This window comes from Bradyrhizobium sp. PRIMUS42, assembly GCF_023006515.1.
Lineage (GTDB): Bacteria > Pseudomonadota > Alphaproteobacteria > Rhizobiales > Xanthobacteraceae > Bradyrhizobium.
In genome coordinates, this window is the sequence record NZ_JALBGZ010000051.1 from 1 (window position 1) to 17963 (window position 17963).

Below are 17963 nucleotides of genomic sequence, written 5' to 3' on the forward strand. Positions count from 1 at the left end.
CGTGCTCTCGGTCGACGCACCGGTCTCCGGCGGCACCGGCGGCGCCAAGGGCGCGACGCTCACCTTCATGTGCGGCGGCGAGGAGAAGGCATTTGCCGCGGCCAAGGCGGTGCTGGAGAACATGGGCAAGAAGATCGTGCATTGCGGCGGCGCCGGCGCGGGCCAGGCGGCCAAGATCTGCAACAACATGATCCTCGGCATCTCCATGATCGCGGTCAGCGAAGCGTTTGCGCTTGGCGAGAAGCTCGGTCTTTCGCATCAGGCACTGTTCGACGTCGCCTCGACCTCGTCGGGCCAGTGCTGGTCGCTGACGACCTATTGCCCGGTGCCGGGCCCGGTGCCGACCTCGCCGGCGAACAACGACTACAAGCCGGGCTTTGCCTCGGCGCTGATGGTGAAGGATCTGACGCTGGCGCAGGACGCCGCGAAGGCTGCCGGCGCTGCGACGCCGCTCGGCAAGCATGCGCAGGAGATTTATCAGTCTTTCGACGCAGCCGGTCAGGGTGGGGTGGATTTTTCCGGAATTATCAAGCACGTTCGCAGCCTCGCTGGACGATAGCGGGGCTTCGTAGCCCGGATGGAGCGAAGCGAAATCCGGGACTGTTCCCTCGTTTGCGCGACCGGCCCCGGATTGCGCTTCGCTCCATCCGGGCTACGTTCGACAATCAATTCGACGGGCCCGGATCATGACGACATTTCAGGACGCGCGCGCGTTTCTGCTAAAGCACCGCACGGATTACGAGACGGCGGTTAGGGATTTCCGCTGGCCCGATCCGGTTCCCTTCAACTGGGCGCTCGACTGGTTCGACGAGCTTGCGAAGGATGCCGACGCCAAGGACCGCCCCGCGCTCTGGATTGTCGATGCCGCGCAGGACAAGCAGACAAAGCTTTCTTTCGCAGCGCTCTCGAAGCGCTCCAACCAAATTGCCAACTTCCTCCGCGCGCAGGGCCTGAGGCGCGGCGATCATCTCCTGCTGCTGCTCGGCAATGTGGTTCCGCTGTGGGAGACGATGCTGGCGGCGATGAAGCTCGGCGTCGTCGTGATCCCTGCGACCACGCTGCTCACCGCGGACGAGCTGCGCGACCGGCTCGATCGCGGCAAGGCGAAGGCGGTGGTCGCCGCGCAGGATCAGGTCGCGAAGTTCGCAAGCCTTGGCGCGGAGAACGTCGTTCGCATCGTGGTCGGCGCCGCCTCCGACGGATGGCTTTCCTACGATGAGGCGGCGACGGCTTCGGAGCGTTTTAGCGCCGACGGTCCGACCAACGCCGACGACCCGATGCTGCTTTATTTTACCTCGGGGACCACGGCAAAACCAAAGCTCGTCCGGCACAGTCAGCGCAGCTATCCCGTCGGGCATCTTTCGACCATGTATTGGATCGGGCTGAAGCCCGGCGACGTCCATCTCAACATTTCATCGCCAGGCTGGGCCAAGCACGCCTGGAGCTGCTTCTTTGCACCGTGGAATGCCGGCGCCACCGTGTTCGTGGTCAACCAGCCGCGCTTCGACGCCAAGGGCCTGCTTGCCACCATCGGCCGCTGCGGCGTCACCACGCTGTGCGCGCCGCCGACAGTGTGGCGGCTGTTCATCCAGGAGAATCTCGCATCGTTCAAGGTGGCCTTGCGCGAGGTCTGCGGCGCGGGCGAGCCGCTGAACCCTGAAGTGATCGATCAGGTGCGGGCGGCCTGGGGCCTGACCATCCGCGACGGATATGGCCAGACCGAAACCACCGCACTGGCCGGCAACTCGCCGGGCCAGAAGATCAAAATCGGCTCGATGGGTCGGCCGTTGCCGGGCTATCGCGTGCAGATCAGTGACGCCGACGGCCATTCCGCCAGGGAAGGGGAGGTCACGCTGGTGCTCGGCAGTGAGCGCCCGGCCGGTCTAATGCAGGGTTATCAGGGCGAGGACGGCAAGCTGTCTGGCGCCGAGGGTGAGCTCTATCGCAGTGGCGATGTCGTGTTCGAAGACGACGAGGGCTATCTCACCTTCGTCGGCCGCTCCGACGACGTGTTCAAATCGTCGGATTACCGCATCAGTCCGTTCGAACTCGAGAGCGTCCTGCTCGAGCACGAGCTCGTCGCGGAAGCCGCGGTCGTGCCGAGCCCGGACCCGATCCGCCTTGCCATCCCCAAGGCGTTCGTGCTGCTGACGTCGGGTGCAGAGCGCTCGCCGGAGACGGCGCTGTCGATCTTCAAGCATCTGCACGCCCGCCTCGCGCCGTTCAAGCGGATCCGCCGCCTCGAAATCGTCACCGAACTGCCGAAGACGATCTCTGGCAAAATCCGCCGGGTCCAGCTACGACGGCTCGAACGCGACAATGATCGCAACGATCCGCTGCGCGGCCGGGAATTCCGCGAGGAGGATTTTCCCGAGCTGCCGAAAACACGGAGTGAGACCTAAGTGAACCAAATCTGGAAGTCGCCGCCGATCACGCTCGAAGCTTATCAGGCCATGGTCGGCAAGGAGATCGGCGTGTCGTCCTGGCATCTGCTCGACCAGCCCCGCATCGACACCTACGCCGACGTGACCGAGGATCGCCAGTTCATCCACGTCGATCCCGAGCGCGCGAAGAAGGAAACCGCGTTTGGTACCACCATCGCGCACGGCTTCCTGACGATGTCGATGTTGCCTGTGATGTCCTATGAAGTGATGCCGGCCCTTGCGGGCACCACGATGGGCGTCAACTACGGTTTCGACAAGCTGCGCTTCATCTCGCCGGTGCGCTCGGGCAAGCGCGTCCGTGGCCGTTTCGTGCTGGCGGAGGCCAAGCTGCGCAAGCCGAATGAGTTGCAGTCCCGTACCAACGTGACCGTGGAGATCGAAGGCGAGGACAAACCGGCGCTGATCGCGGATTGGCTCGGTTTGATCTATTTCGCGTAACGTGGACCGGGCTTGACCCGGCGGGGCTTCGCTGCTCAAAAAGCCGTCAAACGCGCGGTTTTACCCTGTCCCCTTGTGGAGAGGGTGCCTCGCGGAACGCGAGGCGGGTGAGGGGTCTCTCTCCGCAAGCGCGTCTGCCGAGAGAGACCCCTCATCCGGCGCTTCGCGCCACCTTCTCCCGCAAGGGGGAAGGGAAGAACAGAGACCTTTACCCATGGCAATCAGGTTCGACGGACGCGTCGCCATCGTCACCGGCGCGGGCAATGGTCTCGGCAAAGCGCATGCGCTGGGATTGGCCAGCCGCGGCGCCAAGGTCGTGGTCAACGATTTCGGCGGCGCGCGTGACGGCAGCGGCGGCTCGCTGTCACCCGCGGAGGCCGTGGTCGAGGAGATCCGCAAAGCGGGCGGCACCGCGATGGCCGATGGCGCGGACGTCTCGAACTTCGAGCAGGTCACCGCCATGGTCGAGCGCGCCACCAAGGAGTGGGGCAGCGTCGATCTCTTGTGCGCCAATGCCGGCATCCTGCGCGACAAATCGTTCGGCAAGATGGAGGCCGCCGATTTCCAGAAGGTGCTCGACGTGCATCTCGTCGGCACCTTCTATTGCTGCAAGGCGGCCTGGGCCGGCATGCGCGACCGCAATTACGGCCGCATCGTGCTGACGACGTCGTCCTCCGGCCTCTACGGCAATTTCGGCCAGGCCAATTACGGCGCGGCGAAGTCGGGAATGGTCGGCCTGATGAACGTGCTCGCCGAGGAAGGCCGCAAGACCGACATCCGCGTCAACATCATCTCGCCGACGGCGGCAACCCGCATGACGGAAGAGCTGCTGCCGCCGCAGGCGCTGCAGCTGATGAAGCCGAACGCGATCACGCCGGCGGTCGAGTACATGCTGAGCGAGGACGCCCCGACCCGTACTATCATGGGTGCCGGCGCCGGCTCTTTCGCCGTGATCAAGATCGTGGAGAGCGAAGGCATCAATCTGCCGGAGTCCGAATGGACGCCGGACGCGGTCGCCGCGCATTTCGCTGAGATCAGCGACATGTCGAAGGCCAAGGCGCTCACGGGGGCGTTCGAGCAGACGCAGAAATATGTCGCGCAGGCCGCGGCGCGGGCGGGGATCAAGCTCTAGCCGCGCCGTCATTCCGGGGCGCGCGCAGCGCGAGCCCGGAATGACACTGTTTCTGGCGCGAGAATCTGGCTCTAAACTCCTGCCATGACCTCATCCGACAATCACGTCGCAATCATCGGCGCCGGCCCGGCCGGGCTGATGGCGGCCGATGTGCTGGCGCAAAGCGGCGCCCACGTCACCGTCTATGACGCGATGCTAGGATCTGGCCAATGGCCGTTGCGGCACGCTCGATGTTGCGCGTACCGCCGACCAGGGTCATGACGTCGCCGACATAGATCCGCGTGTCCGCGCTCAAAGGCACCGCTCGGCCCATACGGGTGAGGTCGCGTAGAAAGACACCCCGAGCGTCGGTGCCGACGCGGGAGGCGATCTCCTGGATTGAGCGGCCGTGGAGATGGCGATTGTCCACGAGCACCTCGAGCACGTTGCCCGGCATCGTCTTCAGGATCTCGTCGGCATCGATCTCGGTGCCGATGATCGGCTTCGCCGCGACAATGGCAGCAGTGCGACCGGCGAGGACGATGTCGTCGCCGGCTTCGAGCACAGTTTCGAGATGCGGTTCGATGTCCGCGCGCCTGCGGACGATGCGCTCGACGACCGTGCGACTTCCGATCTCTTCCTCGATCGACCGGACGGTGCGGCCGGCGGCTGTGGTCACGCGGTAGGCGCGCGCTTGGAACTTGCGGTAGGAGAGATTTTCGCTTTTGGGCGGATCGCCGCCGGCAAGCTCTGCCTCGAGCTTCTTGGCCTCCACCTTCAGATCGATCCCCATCAGCTTGGGGGCGACGAAGGGGACGAACAGTAGTGTCAGGATATAGCCGAGGACATAGGTGACGGCATAACCCGCCGCGATGTTCGCCTCCTGCTGACTGAGCACATCCTTGGGCAGGCCGAGCTGGGCCAGGGCGCCCGACGCGGTGCCGATGACCGAGGATTGCGTCAGTGCTCCGGCCGCGATTCCGGAGGCGGTGCCAGGATCGAGCCGGAAGCCGTGCGCGAACAACAAGACGACCGCGAGACCCGTGCTCCCCAGCACCAGCGCCAGGGCGACCTGGGCGAGGGTGCGGAAGCTCAAGGAAGCGAAGAATTCCGGTCCCGACCGATAGCCGATCGTGAACACGAACAGGCTGAACAGGATGACGCGCAAGAGCGACGGAAACGTGAACGTTCCGAGCTGCCCCATCAGCACCGCGACGACCAGGATACAGGCGGTGGTCCCTATCGAGAAGCCGCGAACCCTAATGCGGCCGAGGATCGTGCCGATGGCGACCGCCAGCAGCAGGAATATCTCCGGAGCGGTGGTGATGATCCACCTGACGGTGTCCATGTGGCAATCCCCGGCGCTTTGGCCTGATATGATTTGCGGCGCGGAGCGATTGCTTGATCCAGATCAAGCCCGGTTGGCGACGGGATGCCGCTATGAATTCATGCAGCTATTGCGACAGCAGTCATTGCTGACATGAGCACCCTGGACGTCGCAGCCGGCGTGGTGCGCCGCGAGGAGACCGTCGAGGTGGTGCTGCTGCTGGCCTTTGCCGGCGGCTATATCGACGCCTATACCTGGATCATCCATGGCGTATTGGCGAACGCCCAGACCGCCAATCTGATATTTCTCTGGGGCTACGCGACCGCCGGGAATTGGGCGAAGGCGCTTCACTTCGTGCCGCCGATCTTCGCCTTCGCAGTAGGCATCGTCATCGCGGCATGGCTCCGTCGCGCCACCGGCGAACGAGCTGGCGCGGTCAGCATCTTGATCGAGATCCTGTTGTTGGCTTCAATCGGCATTGTGCACAACCGGATGCCTGATCTTGCAGGTACGCTCGGTATTTCGCTCGTCGCCGCGATGCAGACCGCCATCTTCACCAAGGTCGAAGGCGTCGTTTGCAGCACCGTGATGATCACGGGCAATATGCGCCAGGCGGTCGAGAATGTGTTTGCAGTAACATCTGGCAACGCGGCGGTCGGAACACTGCGCCGCTCAGGCATCTTCGCCGCCTTGTGCGCCGTGTTTGGCTTTGGCGCGGCGGTCGGCGCCTTAGCCACCAAAAGCATCCCCGATCTCGCGCTCGGCATTCCCGTGGTTGCATTGCTCGGCGTATTGCTGCGATGCGAGGCGACGCCCCGCGAGGTGGCGTCGTGAACGCGCCAGGTGACCTCGGTTGGACGCGGTTCTTTCCGCCGTTCGGCTGGCTTGCCGCCTATCGGCGCGAATGGCTTCCCTCCGACGCCGTCGCCGGCATCACGCTGGCCGCCTACGCCATCCCGGTTTCGCTCGCCTATGCTGCGCTGGCAGGCCTGCCGCCACAGGTCGGAGTCTACGGCTACATGCTCGGAGGCATCGGCTATGCCTTGCTTGGATCATCGCGGCAGCTCGCGATCGGTCCAACCTCAGCGATTTCCCTGATGATTGCGGGCTCCGTCGGCGCACTCGCCGGCGGCGATGCGGTGCGCTATGCGCAGATCGCGAGCCTTGCTGCCTTTGCCGTGGCAGTGCTGTGCTTCATTGCCTGGCTGTTCAAGCTGAGTGTGCTCGTCTGCCTCGTCAGCGACAGTATTCTGGTCGGCTTCAAGGCCGGTGCGGGGCTCACCATCATCATGAGCCAGTTGCCGAGCCTGCTCGGGGTTGCCGGCGGCGGCCATAATTTCTTCGACCGCACCGTCAAGCTGATGGGGCAGCTCGGCGATATCGCTCCGCTTGTGCTTGCGATCGGCACGTTTGCCGTGTTGTTGCTCCTGCTCGGAGAGCGGCTGCTGCCGGGCAAGCCGGTCGGAATCACCATCGTGGCGCTGGCAATCCTGGCCGCTTCGCTGCTGGGCCTTCCGGCGCTCGGTGTGCCCGTCACAGGGAAGATACCCGAGGGGCTGCCGGTACTGGGGATGCCCACATTCGGGCTGCTGGAGTTCGACGATCTGTTCCCGCTCGCCGCCGGATGTGTGCTGCTGGCCTATATCGAAGGCGTTTCGGCTGCCCGCAGCTTTGCAGCGAAGCACGGCTATCCTCTCGACGTCAGGCAGGAGTTTTTGGGGTTGGGGGCCGCGAATCTTGCGGCCGCCTTTGGCCATGGCTACCCCGTCGCCGGCGGCCTGTCGCAATCCGCAGTGAACGACAGCGCCGGCGCACGAACGCCGCTGGCGCTGGTGATCTGCTCGGTGACGCTGGGGCTGTGCCTCCTGTTCTTCACCGGGCTCTTGACCAACCTGCCCAAGGCGGTGCTCGCGGCCATTGTCTTTGCCGCGGTGTACAAGCTCGTGGATATCCGCGCGCTGCTACGGATGTGGCAGGTCAGCCGCATCGACTTCTGTGCCGCATCGATCGCGCTCGTCTCTGTGTTGCTACTGGGGATCCTGCAAGGCGTCCTGCTGGCATCGATCGCATCGATCTTCCTGTTGCTGGCACGGGCCTCGCGGCCCAATGTGGCATTCCTGGGCCGGCTGCCGGGTAGCGGCCGCTATTCCGACAGCGCGCGGCACGAAGACGTCGAGCCCCTGGCCGGTATCCTCGCGTTCCGCCCGGAGGCTTCACTGCTCTATATCAATGTCGGAACGATCCTCGAGGCAGTCCTGATCGAGCTCCGGCGATCGCCGGACATTCGGTTGGTGGCCTGCGATCTTTCGGCATCGCCCTATATCGATCTCGCTGGCGCGCGCATGCTGCACGATCTGTACGACGAACTCGCCGTGCGTGAGGTCACGTTCTGTATCGTCGGCGCGCATGCGCAGCTCCGCGACCTGCTACGGGCCGAAGGGCTCGCGGAAAAGACCGACAGCGGCCAGTGGCTACGCTCGCTCGACAGCGTCTTGGGCGATGTCAGGCGGGCCTGACGCTGTCGCGCTGCGCTGCCAACGGTCTCGTCAGGGCTAATCAGAATGCGCACGACCGTTGACTTGGATCAATGGAGCGACCGCCACCGTACTCACGATCCCGCATCACCTTTGCTCCAAGGGATCGGGAGAGACGCATGTCCAAGGACACCAAACTCGCGCAAAAGCGCATCGACCAGTTCTTTTCGGGGCCGGGGGCACGGGCGGACGACTGGCGTGATCTCGTGGAGGCTGCCAAGACTTGGGCGCGGATGGGTAATCGCGCGGCTTACGATGCGGCGCTGGCCGATCTCTGCATCATCGAGGAATTTCACGGCTATCCCGGTCTGCAATTGATGGCGGCGCTGCGGGAAGCTGCCGCCGCCGGCGACGGAGCGACCTCGTTCGCCCTTGCGACGAGGATTGCCCAGGCGCTGGCCACGCGGTCCTTCCGCCAGCATGCTGGCGACTGGAGCGCCAAGGATGATGGCAATGGCGATGCCCCCGAACTGGTGCCGCCGAGCTTCGGCGCGCACGCGGCGCGCCGGCCCTATTTCGAGACCCTGATCGTGACCGGTGTGTCACCCACCCAGTGGCCGGCTCTCGCCGCCGAATGGCGCAAGCTGCGGCGTCCGGTCGACGCCTTCGTCTATGAACCTGTCATCGTCGGCAGCCTGGAGGATGCTTTCTGCGCCACGATGCTCAATCCGAACATCGGAGCAGTCATCATCAACGAAGGTTTTGGCCTGCGTTCGCGGCATAACGCGCCGGTGCTGCGTTCGATCATGGCCACAGCCGGTCTGAACGACGAAACCGACGGGTCGGCGCTGCGCCTCGCCCAGATCATCAAGCACGTCAGGCCCGAGCTCGATCTCTACATGATCTCGAATCGCGACGTGGAAGAGCTCGCCGGCAATTCCGAGGCGGACGTGGTTCGGCGCATCTTCTATTCCGTCGAAGAACTTCTGGAGCTGCACCTGTCGATCCTCGAAGGTATCCAGGATCGCTACGACACGCCGTTCTTCGACAATCTGAAGAAGTACGCCCAGCGCCCGATCGGCACGTTCCACGCGCTGCCGATCGCTCGCGGCAAATCCATCTTCAAGTCCGACTGGATCCGCGACATGGGCGAATTCTATGGCCCGAACCTGTTCCTCGCCGAGAGCAGCGCCACCACCGGTGGCCTCGACAGCATGCTCGAGCCGACCGGCAACATCAAGAAGGCGCAAGAGAAGGCGGCGAGGGCGCTCGGCGCCGACCGGGTCTTCTTTGTCACCAACGGCACCTCGACGTCGAACAAGATGGCGGTGCAGGCGCTGCTCGCGCCCGGCGACATCGCAATCGTCGATCGCAACTGCCACAAGTCGCATCACTACGGAATGGTGCTGGCCGGAGCGCAACCGCTCTATGTCGAAGCGTTCCCGATGACGGAATATTCGATGTATGGCGCGGTGCCGCTGAAGACGATCAAGCAGGCGCTGCTCGGGGCCAAGGCCGACGGCCGGCTCGACCGCGTCAAACTGCTCGACCTGACCAACTGCACGTTCGACGGTCACATCTACAACACCCGCCGGGTAATGGAGGAATGTCTCGCGATCAAGCCGGACCTGATCTTCCTCTGGGACGAAGCCTGGTTCGGCTTCGCGCGCTTCTCGCCGTTCCTGCGCCGCCGCACCGGTCTCGGCGCCGCCAACGAGATCGAGGCGTGGATGCGCGATCCGAAGTCGGTCGCGGCCTATGAGAAGCAGCAGACCGAGCTCGGCAAAAATCCATCCGACGAGGTGCTGCTCAAGACCCGGCTCATCCCCGACCCGAGGCAAATCCGCCTGCGCGTTTACCAGACCAACTCGACCCACAAGTCGATGTCGGCGATCCGCCAGGGCTCGATGCTTTCGGTCAAGGACGTCGAATTCCACACGGTGGAACAGCAGTTCAAGGAAGCGGTGTTTACCCATGCCTCGACCAGCCCGAACCAGCAGCTGATCGCCAGCCTCGACATCTCGCGGCGGCAGATGGAGCTGGAGGGCTATGGCCTCGTCGCCAATGCGATCGAAATCGCGTTCGCGATCCGCCAGGCGGTTAACAACAATCCGCTGATCTCGAAATACTTCCGCATCCTCGGTGCCGACGCCATGGTGCCGGCACAATACCGCCAGAGTGGGTTCACTGACTTTCTCGCCCCAGGCGTCAACTGGGCGAATACGCTCAAGAGCCTGGACGACGACGAGTTCTGCCTCGACCCGACCCGCATGACGCTGGTGTGCGGCATGGCCGGCTATGACGGCACGCAGTTCAAGGGCATTCTCGCCAACGAGTATAACATCCAGGTCAACAAGACCTCGCGCAACTCGGTCCTGGTCCAGTCCAACATCAACAACACCCGCAGCGACGTTGCACATCTCATTCGCGTCCTCGCCGAGGTCGCGGGCGAGATCGACCGCGGCCTGGCCCAGGGCGGCGCCAATGCCAGGAAGACCTTCGAGGCACGGGTCACGAGCCTGATGAAGGACGTGCCTGATCTGCCGAACTTCTCGCATTTCCACCCGAGCTTCCGCGGCGACGCAGGCGCCAAGACCAACGAAGGCGACATCCGCACCGGCTTCTACGCTGCCTATGACGTCGCAGGTTGCGAGCATCTCCGCCTCAGCGATCCCGAGATCGACCGGCGGCTGAAGGCCGGTCCCGAACTGGTCTCCGCCAATTTCGTGATCCCGTATCCGCCGGGCTTCCCGATCATGGTGCCCGGCCAGGTCATCACCCAGGAGACCATCGACTTCATGCGCAAGCTCGATGTGAAGGAAATTCACGGCTACGACGCCAAGGAAGGCTTGAAGCTCGTACGCACGGAGGCCTTGGCGAAACTCGGCAAGCCGAAGCCCGGCACGCAGCCGAAGCTCAAGGCCGCATCTTAAGGCTTGGAGGGGACCAAAATGCAGTCTTTTTTCCAGTTCTTGCAGCAATATCCATATCTGCTGCTGTTCTTCGTCGTCGGTCTCGCCGTCTATATCGGTCGGGCCAGCATCAAGGGTTATGGTCTCGGTATGGTCGCCGGCGCCATCGTGGTGGGAGCGGGCCTTTCGGTTTGGGCATCCAGCTATGGCGTGAAGCTGGAGCTGAACAACTTCGTCAAGAGCCTGTTCTACTATCTCTTTATGTACGGGGTCGGTTTGCGCGTCGGTCCGTCCTTCGTCAACAGCTTGCGAGGCGACGGCGTCAAGTTCCTGTTCCTCGCAGTTGTATCGAGCGTTCTTGGCCTGACATTGGTCGTGCTTGGGGCGAAGCTCTTCGCATTGCCGCCCGGTGCTGCCGGCGGCATGCTGGCGGGGTCGCAGACCATGTCGGCGGCAATCGGTTCGGCCGAGCAGGCCGTCACATCGGGTGTCGTGAAGCTGCCCGCGGGCATGAAGCCCGAGGAAGCATCGGGCATGATCGCGCTCTCTTACGGCATCACCTACATCTGGGGCACGGTCGGCATCATCCTGATCTGCAAATATCTGCCGCGCTGGTGGGGCGTCGACGCCAAGGCCGCCGCGAAGCGGTATGAGCAGGAGTTCGGCGTCAAGGATCTCGAAGGTGGCGCCCTGACCGGCTATCGGCAATTCGGCCTGCGGGCCTACCGGCTGGAGAACCCGGCGACGGTCGGAATGAGTATCGCAAAGTTTCGCACGATGAATCCCGAGTACCGGATCGTCAATGTGGGGCGGAACGGCGAGGCGCAAGGCGCGGATCCCGACCTCGTGATGCAGAAGGGCGATATCGTCGCCCTCGGCGGCTCGACCGAGCACCTCGCCGACAAGATGGGCCTGATCGGGCCGGAGGTGGCGGATGCCAAGACGCTCGGCATTCCCATGGACCAGGCGGACATCCTCATTACCAACAAGGAGATGGTGGGACGTACCTTCGAATCCTTCCGCGACACTGCAATTGCCGGTCAGTTGCAGGTTACCAAGGTCGAGCGCGGTGGCGTTCAGATTCCTGCCGGTCTGAAAACCAAGCTGGAACGCATGGACATAGTCTCCGTGGTCGGCCTGAAATCCGCGGTCAACGAGCTCGGTGAGGTGTGGGGCCGCATTGCGCGGACCAACACGTCGACCGATCTGCTGACACTGTCCGTCGGCATGATCATCGGATTCCTGATCGGGATGATCGAGTTTCCGGCGTTCGGCGCCAAGGTCGGACTCGGCAACGCCGGTGGCCTGCTGCTATCGGGCGTGATCGTATCCTCGATCGTGTCGCGTTTGCGCTTCTTCGGCAACACGCCGAATGCGGCGCGAAACGTACTTGAGGATCTCGGTCTCGTTGTCTTCGTCGCCATCGTCGGCGTCAATGCCGGCGCGGGACTTCTGGCTCAGCTCACCGGCGCGCTCGCCTTGAAGATCTTCATCGTGGGCTTCATTGCCTGCACGATCCCCCCGTTCATCGTCTGGGCGATCGGCTTCCACGTCTTCAAGATCAATCCTGCCGTGCTGATGGGCGGCGTTGCCGGAGCGCGGTCTCATTCTGGCCCTTGCCGCGAGGCTGCGGTCGAAATCCAAAGCTCGGTACCCTGGATCGGATTCCCGGTCGCCTACGCCGTCTCGGGGATTCTGCTCACCATTTTCGGCTATTTCGCAATGATTTTGGCGCAATGATCACAAGGGGGAAAAGAGTCATGAGAAAGCTTGCCATCGGCGCCGCTCTGATTGGGTCGCTTGCAGCCACCGCAGGTTTCAGCACGCCATCGCGTGCCGAGACCGGCGAGGTCGCCGTCGTCTTCACCAAGGGCGGCTTCATTGTCGGCATCGGTGGCGGTGAGGGTGTTCTGCTCCTCAGGGGCAAGAAGTATCCCTTCACTGTCTCCGGGATGAGTGTCGGTTTCACCATTGGGGCGTCGACCACAAAGTTCGTGGGCCGCGCGCTCAATCTGAGGGGGCCGGCGTCGATCGAGGGTTCCTATGCGGTGGGCGGAGCGGGCGGTGCGGTTGCCGCAGGCGCCGGTGCCGTTCAGCTCCAGAATGGCAATGGCGTCATCCTTCAGCTCACCGGTCCAAGGATCGGAGCGGAAGTATCTGCGGCGGTGGGCGGTGTGACCATCCGTTTGAAATAGACCCGGAGCACAGTCGGACCGCCCAACGCGCGGCTCGACGCGAAGACTGAAGTGCCGCAGTCTCAGTATCCGTATTGATATCATGCGCTGCTGACGGGCCGACTAGAGGTCCGTCGGCAGGACTGCGTCATGCGATCGGTCCGCGTCATTGCGCGGCCAGATCGTCAATATTGCTCAGCGACGAAGTTCAGCCCGCGCAAGCCCGCCTGGTCGTTGTAGCGCCCCTTGTCGGACCGCTTCGGCAGTCTGATCCTGTCCTTCTTGATGCGCTTGTGCGGGATGGACTTCAGGAGATGCGCGATGCAGTTCAGCCGCGCCCGGCGCTTGTCGTCGGAGCGGATGATATACCACGGCGCGTCTTTCGTGCTCGTTTTCCGGAGCATCAGGTCGCGGGCTCGCGAATAATCATACCAGCGCCGATAGGATTCCAGGTCCATCGGGCTCAGCTTCCATTGCCGGACCGGGTCGTCGATGCGCGCCTTGAAACGGCGTTCCTGCTCGTCCATCCCGACCTCCAGCCAGATCTTGATCAGGATGATGCCGCCGTCGATGACGTATTTCTCCATTTGCGGACACAGCGACAGGAAGCGATCGTGTTCGGCGGGCGTGCAGAAGCCCATCACGTATTCGACGCCGGCGCGGTTGTACCAGCTTCGGTCGAAGATCACGATCTCGCCGCCGGCGGGAAACTGCTCCATGTAGCGTTGGAAGAAGAGCTGCGTCTTCTCGCGGTCCGAAGGTGCCGGCAATGCCACGACGCGAAATACGCGCGGACTGACCTTCTCGGTTATCGCCTTGATTGTGCCGCCTTTGCCGGCCGCGTCGCGACCTTCGAACAGGACGATGACACGGAGCTTGTTCTGCCTCACATAATCCTGGAGGTGACACAGCTCGACCTGGAGTTTTTCCAGCTCCTTCTCGTAATCCTTGCGCTTCATCCGCTCAGAGGAGTCGTCCTTGGCCATGTCCGTTCCCTTGACTGCCTTCCTCGCTAGTCATCGCCCCAGGAGATGGTCACGCCGATATCCCCCGGCATGCCGCCCGGGAAGTCGATGATCTGATAGGCAATGCGATAGCCGCGCGGCTTCAGATAGTCGGTCCAGAGCTGGAAGATTTCCTTCGGGATGCCGGTCAGGGTGCTCTCCCAGCCCTTTTCCTGCTGATTGATGGCGCGACCCTTGTCCGTGCACAGTGTGTTGGGGAAACGATAGACCTGAACCTCGGTCAATCCATTTCGCACCGCACGCTGGATAATGGTCGAAGCGAGCTTGATCTTCTCGTCCTCGGTCTTGCCCGACGGCTTGGTCAGTCGATCGATCAGGGCCCGCTTCTCTGCTTCGGCGGCGGCGGCAAGACGGACATATTCGTCCGCTTTCTCGGCCTCCTTGAGGGCCGCTTCCTTTCGGATCTGCGTGGCACTGGGAATGAGATCATCGATGCCGGGCATGACAGACGGCTCCTGCTTGGTTGCTTTGCTTCAGCTTTTAGGCGACGCTAGGTGGCGTCGTTTTCAGGCCGTTGATCCAGATCAAGCAATTCCGCAGTCCGCTGCCGACACTGCGTTCGAAAATCACGCGGACGTGCGTCAGATGGGGAGAGAACGTTGAGCGAGCAACTTCATCCGATGGCTCCGCATCATCTGCCGTTCTATCTCGCGCCGGGAAGTGGCGTGGATACGCTGATGGTGGTGATGGGCATCTTCCTGATCGGCGTCGTGTTCTGGGTCGGCACGCTCTATTGGAAATTACACAGCCTGCCGGAGCGGATGGCGCACAAGTCGCAGAAGCTGCAATTCGAATTTGTCGCCGTGCTCGGTCTGATTTCGCTCTTTACCCATATGCATGTCTTCTGGGTGGCTGGCCTGTTGCTCGCACTTATTGATCTTCCCGATTTCGGTACGCCAATGCGCAGCATCGCCGACTCCGTCGAGAGGATCGCTGACGGGCAGCCGACAGAGCCGAAATCGCCGATGCCCGAGGACGGAACGCCGCGTCCATATGATCAGGGCGGCTCGCCGCCGGAAGAAAAATCCCGCGTCATGAAGGAGAAGGAGCGCAGCCATGTTTGAGCTCATGTTCTGCTCTCTCCTCACGATACTGCCAGATTATCTCTATCGCCGGTATGTCCAGGGCAAACGTTTCGGCAAGGAGATCACCTTCTTCTCGGTCTGGTATGAGCTGCGATGGGGCATCACGGGTTGCCTGATGCTCACGGTCTCGCTGATCACCATGATCTTCTACTTCCATCCGTCCACCACCTCGGCAGCGCTCTATTTTCGCACTGTGCCGATCCTGCCTGAGGGATCGGGACGGGTGGCCGAGGTCAAGGTTGGGTTCAGCGCGCCGGTGAAGCAGGGCGACGTGCTGTTCACGCTCGATAGTTCCAAGCAGCAGGCTGCTCTCGAGACGGCAAAGCGCAAGGTTGCCGAGGTCGATGCATCAATGACGGCGGCGCAATCCGATGTGATCAAGGCCGAAGCCCAAATCCAGGAGGCAAAGGCGGGTTACCAGCAAGCCAAGGACGAACTCGATACAAAGGCTGACCTTCAGCGCCGCAATCCCGGTATCGTGCCGCAGCGTGATATCGAGAAGCTCCAGGTTCTGGTCGATCAGCGCCAGGCCGGAGTGGACGCGGCGAAAGCCGCAAAGGAATCGGAGACGCTGCAAGTATCGACCTTGATTCCCGCGCAGAAGGCGAGCGCAGAGGCTGCTCTCGCCCAAGCCCAGGTCGATCTCGACAAAACCTTTATCCGAGCCGGTATTGACGGACGCGTCGAACAGTTCCTGATCCGCACAGGCGACGTCGTCAACCAGTTGATGCGGCCCGCCGGTGTGCTGGTTCCCGAGGGAGCTGGCCGGAAGTCTCTGCAGGCAGGCTTCGGTCAGATTGAGGCCCAGGTGATGAAGGAAGGCATGGTGGCGGAGGCGACCTGCATCTCCAGGCCTTGGGTGATCATTCCGATGGTTGTCACGACAGTGCAGGACTATATCGCCGCCGGGCAGTTCCGCGCGGGCGAGCAATTGATCGATCCGCAAAACATCGTGCGTCCCGGCACGATCCTTGTGTTCCTGGAGCCGCTCTACAAGGAAGGGCTGGACGGCGTCACGCCGGGCAGCAGTTGCATCGTCAATGCCTACACCAGCAACCACGAAGAAATATCCGCCAAGGGCACCAGTACTGGCCGCAAGATCGCGCTGCATGTCGTCGATGGCGTCGGCCTCGTACACGCCTTGCTCCTGCGCATCCAGGCGCTGCTGCTTCCCATCAAGACGCTGGTTCTGAGCGGGCACTGATACGGTTACACGCAACGGAAAATTGCCGCCAACGCTCTTCTTGATTCAAATCAACAATGCATGGACCGGTGCGTCCCGAATGCGCTTCCATAACGGGAGTATCATCATGAAGAAGAAGGACTTCCTTCGCGCAAAATGCCGCGTCACCTCGGCGATTGCCGCAGCAGCGGTGATGGTTGCCGCGACCGCTTCGGCCCGCTGACGATCCAGCCAAGTTCCTGAAATCCACGACCGACTATCTCGGCGCACAGAACACACTGTCCGCGGCCTTCGACAGCGACATCGAGGTCATTACGCCGGAGCTGCAGAAGATCCAGTTTGCGAGCTCGGGTCAGCTCAAATTGAGTCGGCCCGACAAGCTCCGCGTCAGGCGCACCGGCGGCTATGCCAATATCGAATTGATCTATGACGGTAAGGCCGTCTCGCTCTACGGCAACGATGCCAAGTCCTATATTCAGGCGGAGGCGCCGGGCACGGTGGACCAGATGATCGCGACGATGCAAGCCAGCTCCCGCGGCGAGCGAACTTTATGTTCGGGACCCGATTCATCTTCAACTGGTCCTTCTCTGGAGCCGTGTTCACGGTCAAGCTCCGATCCTGCGATCGACTTTCGCGTTGCAGCAGGACGATTGAGCCAGCCTCTGCGGAGCGAACTTCCTTTGATCTTTGTCAAAGAACGATCCAGTCGCGGACCGATCCTGCTAATCGCGAATTCGATGGAGGATTGTGATGCGTGGTTGTGCGAAAGCTCTGGTGATGCTTGCGCTATTGACCGCTATGCCGGTCGTCGCCTCGGCGCAGACGGCAGACAATGCTGCATCTGCAGCGGCTCAAGTACAGCCGGGGAGCCAGCCGTCGCCGAGCGCCGAACTCCTGAAGCCTGAGCAGCTCGAAGCGCTGGTCGCACCGGTCGCACTCTATCCCGACGAATTGTTGGCAAATCTGCTAGCGGCCTCGACCTATCCCCTGGAGGTCGTGCAGGCCGATCGCTGGCTGAAGGAGCGCAAGTCGCTGAAGGGCGAGGCGCTCAGGATCGAGGTCGAGAAGCAGGCATGGGATGACAGCGTCAAGGCGCTGGCGAGCACCGCAGAGGTGCTGACCATGATGAGCGACAAGCTCGACTGGACCAAGAATCTCGGGGACGCCTTTCTTGCCCAGCAGGCAGATGTGATGGATGCGATCCAGCGATTGCGCACCAAGGCCTATGACAACAAGAAGCTCGTTACGACCAAGCAGCAGAAGGTCAGCGTCAAGACGCAAGAGGACAAGCAGGTGGTCGTCATCGAACCGGCCGAGCCCGGGACAATGTACGTGCCATATTACGAGCCGGCCGCTGTTTACGGGGCATGGCCTTACGCGGAATACCCGCCCTACTATTTCGGCTATCCCTCTTATATCGGGGCAGGCGTTGTCGCGGCTGGTCTTGCGTTTGGCACCGCCTGGGCTATCGGACGTTGGGGCAATTACTGGGGCGGCGGCTGCAACTGGGGCAACCGCAACGTCTACGTCAACCATCGCAACACCAACATTAACACCGGCTGGCAGCACAATGCGGCGCACCGTCAGGGCGTACGCTACAACAACGCCAATGTTCAGCAGCGGTTCGGTAACAACAATCTAAAGACTGGCGCGGCGGACCGGATGGATTTCCGCGGCCGCGACGGCAACCAGGTGCTGCGGCCGGATCAAGGAGCGCGTGATCGCGCGGGCGACGGTGCTGGTGATCGTGGTGGCCCGGGTGATCGCGCTGGTGACCGAGCCGGAGATCG

Annotated in this window: 15 protein-coding genes and 2 pseudogenes; 14 read left to right on the forward strand and 3 right to left on the reverse strand. The window is 62.6% G+C overall.

The genetic code is table 11. From position 1 onward, the window contains the following. The 5 genes and pseudogenes from MOV75_RS07455 to MOV75_RS07475 all read left to right on the forward strand — a co-directional run. Window positions 1-559, forward strand: a 559-nt coding sequence (locus tag MOV75_RS07455) for an NAD-binding protein (protein ID WP_247005298.1), incomplete at its 5' end; no start/stop codon positions are given. Window positions 560-686: 127 nt separating this feature from the next. Beyond that, window positions 687-2402 (forward strand): AMP-binding protein, encoded by a 1716-nt coding sequence (locus tag MOV75_RS07460; RefSeq protein ID WP_247005299.1) that lies wholly within the window; start codon window positions 687-689, stop codon window positions 2400-2402. Further along, window positions 2403-2882 carry a MaoC family dehydratase gene (locus MOV75_RS07465; protein WP_246924547.1) on the forward strand — a complete coding sequence of 160 codons (480 nt, stop codon included), beginning with the start codon at window positions 2403-2405 and terminating at the stop codon, window positions 2880-2882. 214 nt (window positions 2883-3096) lie between these two features. Then, window positions 3097-4014: an SDR family NAD(P)-dependent oxidoreductase gene (locus MOV75_RS07470; protein WP_246924550.1), complete on the forward strand. Its 918-nt coding sequence runs from the start codon at window positions 3097-3099 to the stop codon at window positions 4012-4014. Window positions 4015-4098: 84 nt separating this feature from the next. Continuing rightward, window positions 4099-4206: pseudogene (locus MOV75_RS07475) on the forward strand (NAD(P)/FAD-dependent oxidoreductase); the annotation flags it as partial. 4 nt (window positions 4207-4210) lie between these two features. Here the strand turns inward: MOV75_RS07475 and MOV75_RS07480 are convergent. Then, window positions 4211-5341 (reverse strand): annotated as a pseudogene (locus tag MOV75_RS07480) (transporter); the annotation flags it as partial. Window positions 5342-5473: 132 nt separating this feature from the next. Between MOV75_RS07480 and MOV75_RS07485 the strand changes: the two are divergent. From MOV75_RS07485 to MOV75_RS07505, 5 genes are all read left to right on the forward strand, one after another. Beyond that, on the forward strand, window positions 5474-6154 hold the full coding sequence (locus MOV75_RS07485; protein ID WP_246916306.1) for a YoaK family protein: 681 nt from the start codon (window positions 5474-5476) through the stop codon (window positions 6152-6154). Further along, window positions 6151-7836: a SulP family inorganic anion transporter gene (locus MOV75_RS07490; protein ID WP_247005300.1), complete on the forward strand. Its 1686-nt coding sequence runs from the start codon at window positions 6151-6153 to the stop codon at window positions 7834-7836. The genes MOV75_RS07485 and MOV75_RS07490 overlap by 4 nt, the downstream gene beginning before the upstream one ends. Window positions 7837-7973: 137 nt before the next feature. Beyond that, window positions 7974-10727, forward strand: a complete 2754-nt coding sequence (locus tag MOV75_RS07495) for a decarboxylase (protein WP_246916303.1) — start codon at window positions 7974-7976, stop codon at window positions 10725-10727. Between the two features lie 18 nt (window positions 10728-10745). After that, on the forward strand, window positions 10746-12446 hold the full coding sequence (locus MOV75_RS07500; RefSeq protein ID WP_246916302.1) for an aspartate:alanine exchanger family transporter: 1701 nt from the start codon (window positions 10746-10748) through the stop codon (window positions 12444-12446). Between the two features lie 20 nt (window positions 12447-12466). Beyond that, window positions 12467-12901: a hypothetical protein gene (locus MOV75_RS07505; RefSeq protein ID WP_246916301.1), complete on the forward strand. Its 435-nt coding sequence runs from the start codon at window positions 12467-12469 to the stop codon at window positions 12899-12901. Between the two features lie 164 nt (window positions 12902-13065). Here the strand turns inward: MOV75_RS07505 and ppk2 are convergent, their stop codons facing one another. Both ppk2 and MOV75_RS07515 read right to left on the reverse strand, forming a co-directional pair. Next, window positions 13066-13866, reverse strand: coding sequence for a polyphosphate kinase 2 (gene ppk2 / locus MOV75_RS07510; protein ID WP_246916300.1), 801 nt, complete (start codon window positions 13864-13866; stop codon window positions 13066-13068). A 26-nt stretch (window positions 13867-13892) separates the two neighbouring features. After that, window positions 13893-14348 (reverse strand): hypothetical protein, encoded by a 456-nt coding sequence (locus tag MOV75_RS07515; RefSeq protein WP_246916299.1) that lies wholly within the window; start codon window positions 14346-14348, stop codon window positions 13893-13895. A gap of 177 nt (window positions 14349-14525) precedes the next feature. Here MOV75_RS07515 and MOV75_RS07520 point away from each other — a divergent pair, with 177 nt between their 5' ends. From MOV75_RS07520 to MOV75_RS07535, 4 genes are all read left to right on the forward strand, one after another. After that, window positions 14526-14969 (forward strand): hypothetical protein, encoded by a 444-nt coding sequence (locus MOV75_RS07520; protein WP_246916492.1) that lies wholly within the window; start codon window positions 14526-14528, stop codon window positions 14967-14969. After that, window positions 14962-16194, forward strand: coding sequence for an HlyD family secretion protein (locus tag MOV75_RS07525; RefSeq protein ID WP_246916298.1), 1233 nt, complete (start codon window positions 14962-14964; stop codon window positions 16192-16194). The genes MOV75_RS07520 and MOV75_RS07525 overlap by 8 nt, the downstream gene beginning before the upstream one ends. A gap of 176 nt (window positions 16195-16370) precedes the next feature. Continuing rightward, window positions 16371-17078, forward strand: a complete 708-nt coding sequence (locus MOV75_RS07530) for a DUF2092 domain-containing protein (RefSeq protein ID WP_247005301.1) — start codon at window positions 16371-16373, stop codon at window positions 17076-17078. Beyond that, window positions 16972-17963, forward strand: a 992-nt coding sequence (locus MOV75_RS07535) for a DUF3300 domain-containing protein (protein WP_247005302.1), incomplete at its 3' end; no start/stop codon positions are given. The genes MOV75_RS07530 and MOV75_RS07535, both read left to right, overlap by 107 nt.

Bases quoted from the DNA above. Each gene is read 5' to 3' on its own strand.
- MOV75_RS07460 (WP_247005299.1), top strand. From the start codon at position 687: ATGACGACATTTCAGGACGCGCGCGCGTTTCTGCTAAAGCACCGCACG.
- MOV75_RS07470 (WP_246924550.1), top strand. From the start codon at position 3,097: ATGGCAATCAGGTTCGACGGACGCGTCGCCATCGTCACCGGCGCGGGC.
- MOV75_RS07485 (WP_246916306.1), top strand. From the start codon at position 5,474: ATGAGCACCCTGGACGTCGCAGCCGGCGTGGTGCGCCGCGAGGAGACC.
- MOV75_RS07495 (WP_246916303.1), top strand. From the start codon at position 7,974: ATGTCCAAGGACACCAAACTCGCGCAAAAGCGCATCGACCAGTTCTTT.
- MOV75_RS07500 (WP_246916302.1), top strand. From the start codon at position 10,746: ATGCAGTCTTTTTTCCAGTTCTTGCAGCAATATCCATATCTGCTGCTG.
- MOV75_RS07505 (WP_246916301.1), top strand. From the start codon at position 12,467: ATGAGAAAGCTTGCCATCGGCGCCGCTCTGATTGGGTCGCTTGCAGCC.
- ppk2 (WP_246916300.1), bottom strand. From the start codon at position 13,866: ATGGCCAAGGACGACTCCTCTGAGCGGATGAAGCGCAAGGATTACGAG.
- MOV75_RS07515 (WP_246916299.1), bottom strand. From the start codon at position 14,348: ATGCCCGGCATCGATGATCTCATTCCCAGTGCCACGCAGATCCGAAAG.
- MOV75_RS07520 (WP_246916492.1), top strand. From the start codon at position 14,526: ATGGCTCCGCATCATCTGCCGTTCTATCTCGCGCCGGGAAGTGGCGTG.
- MOV75_RS07525 (WP_246916298.1), top strand. From the start codon at position 14,962: ATGTTTGAGCTCATGTTCTGCTCTCTCCTCACGATACTGCCAGATTAT.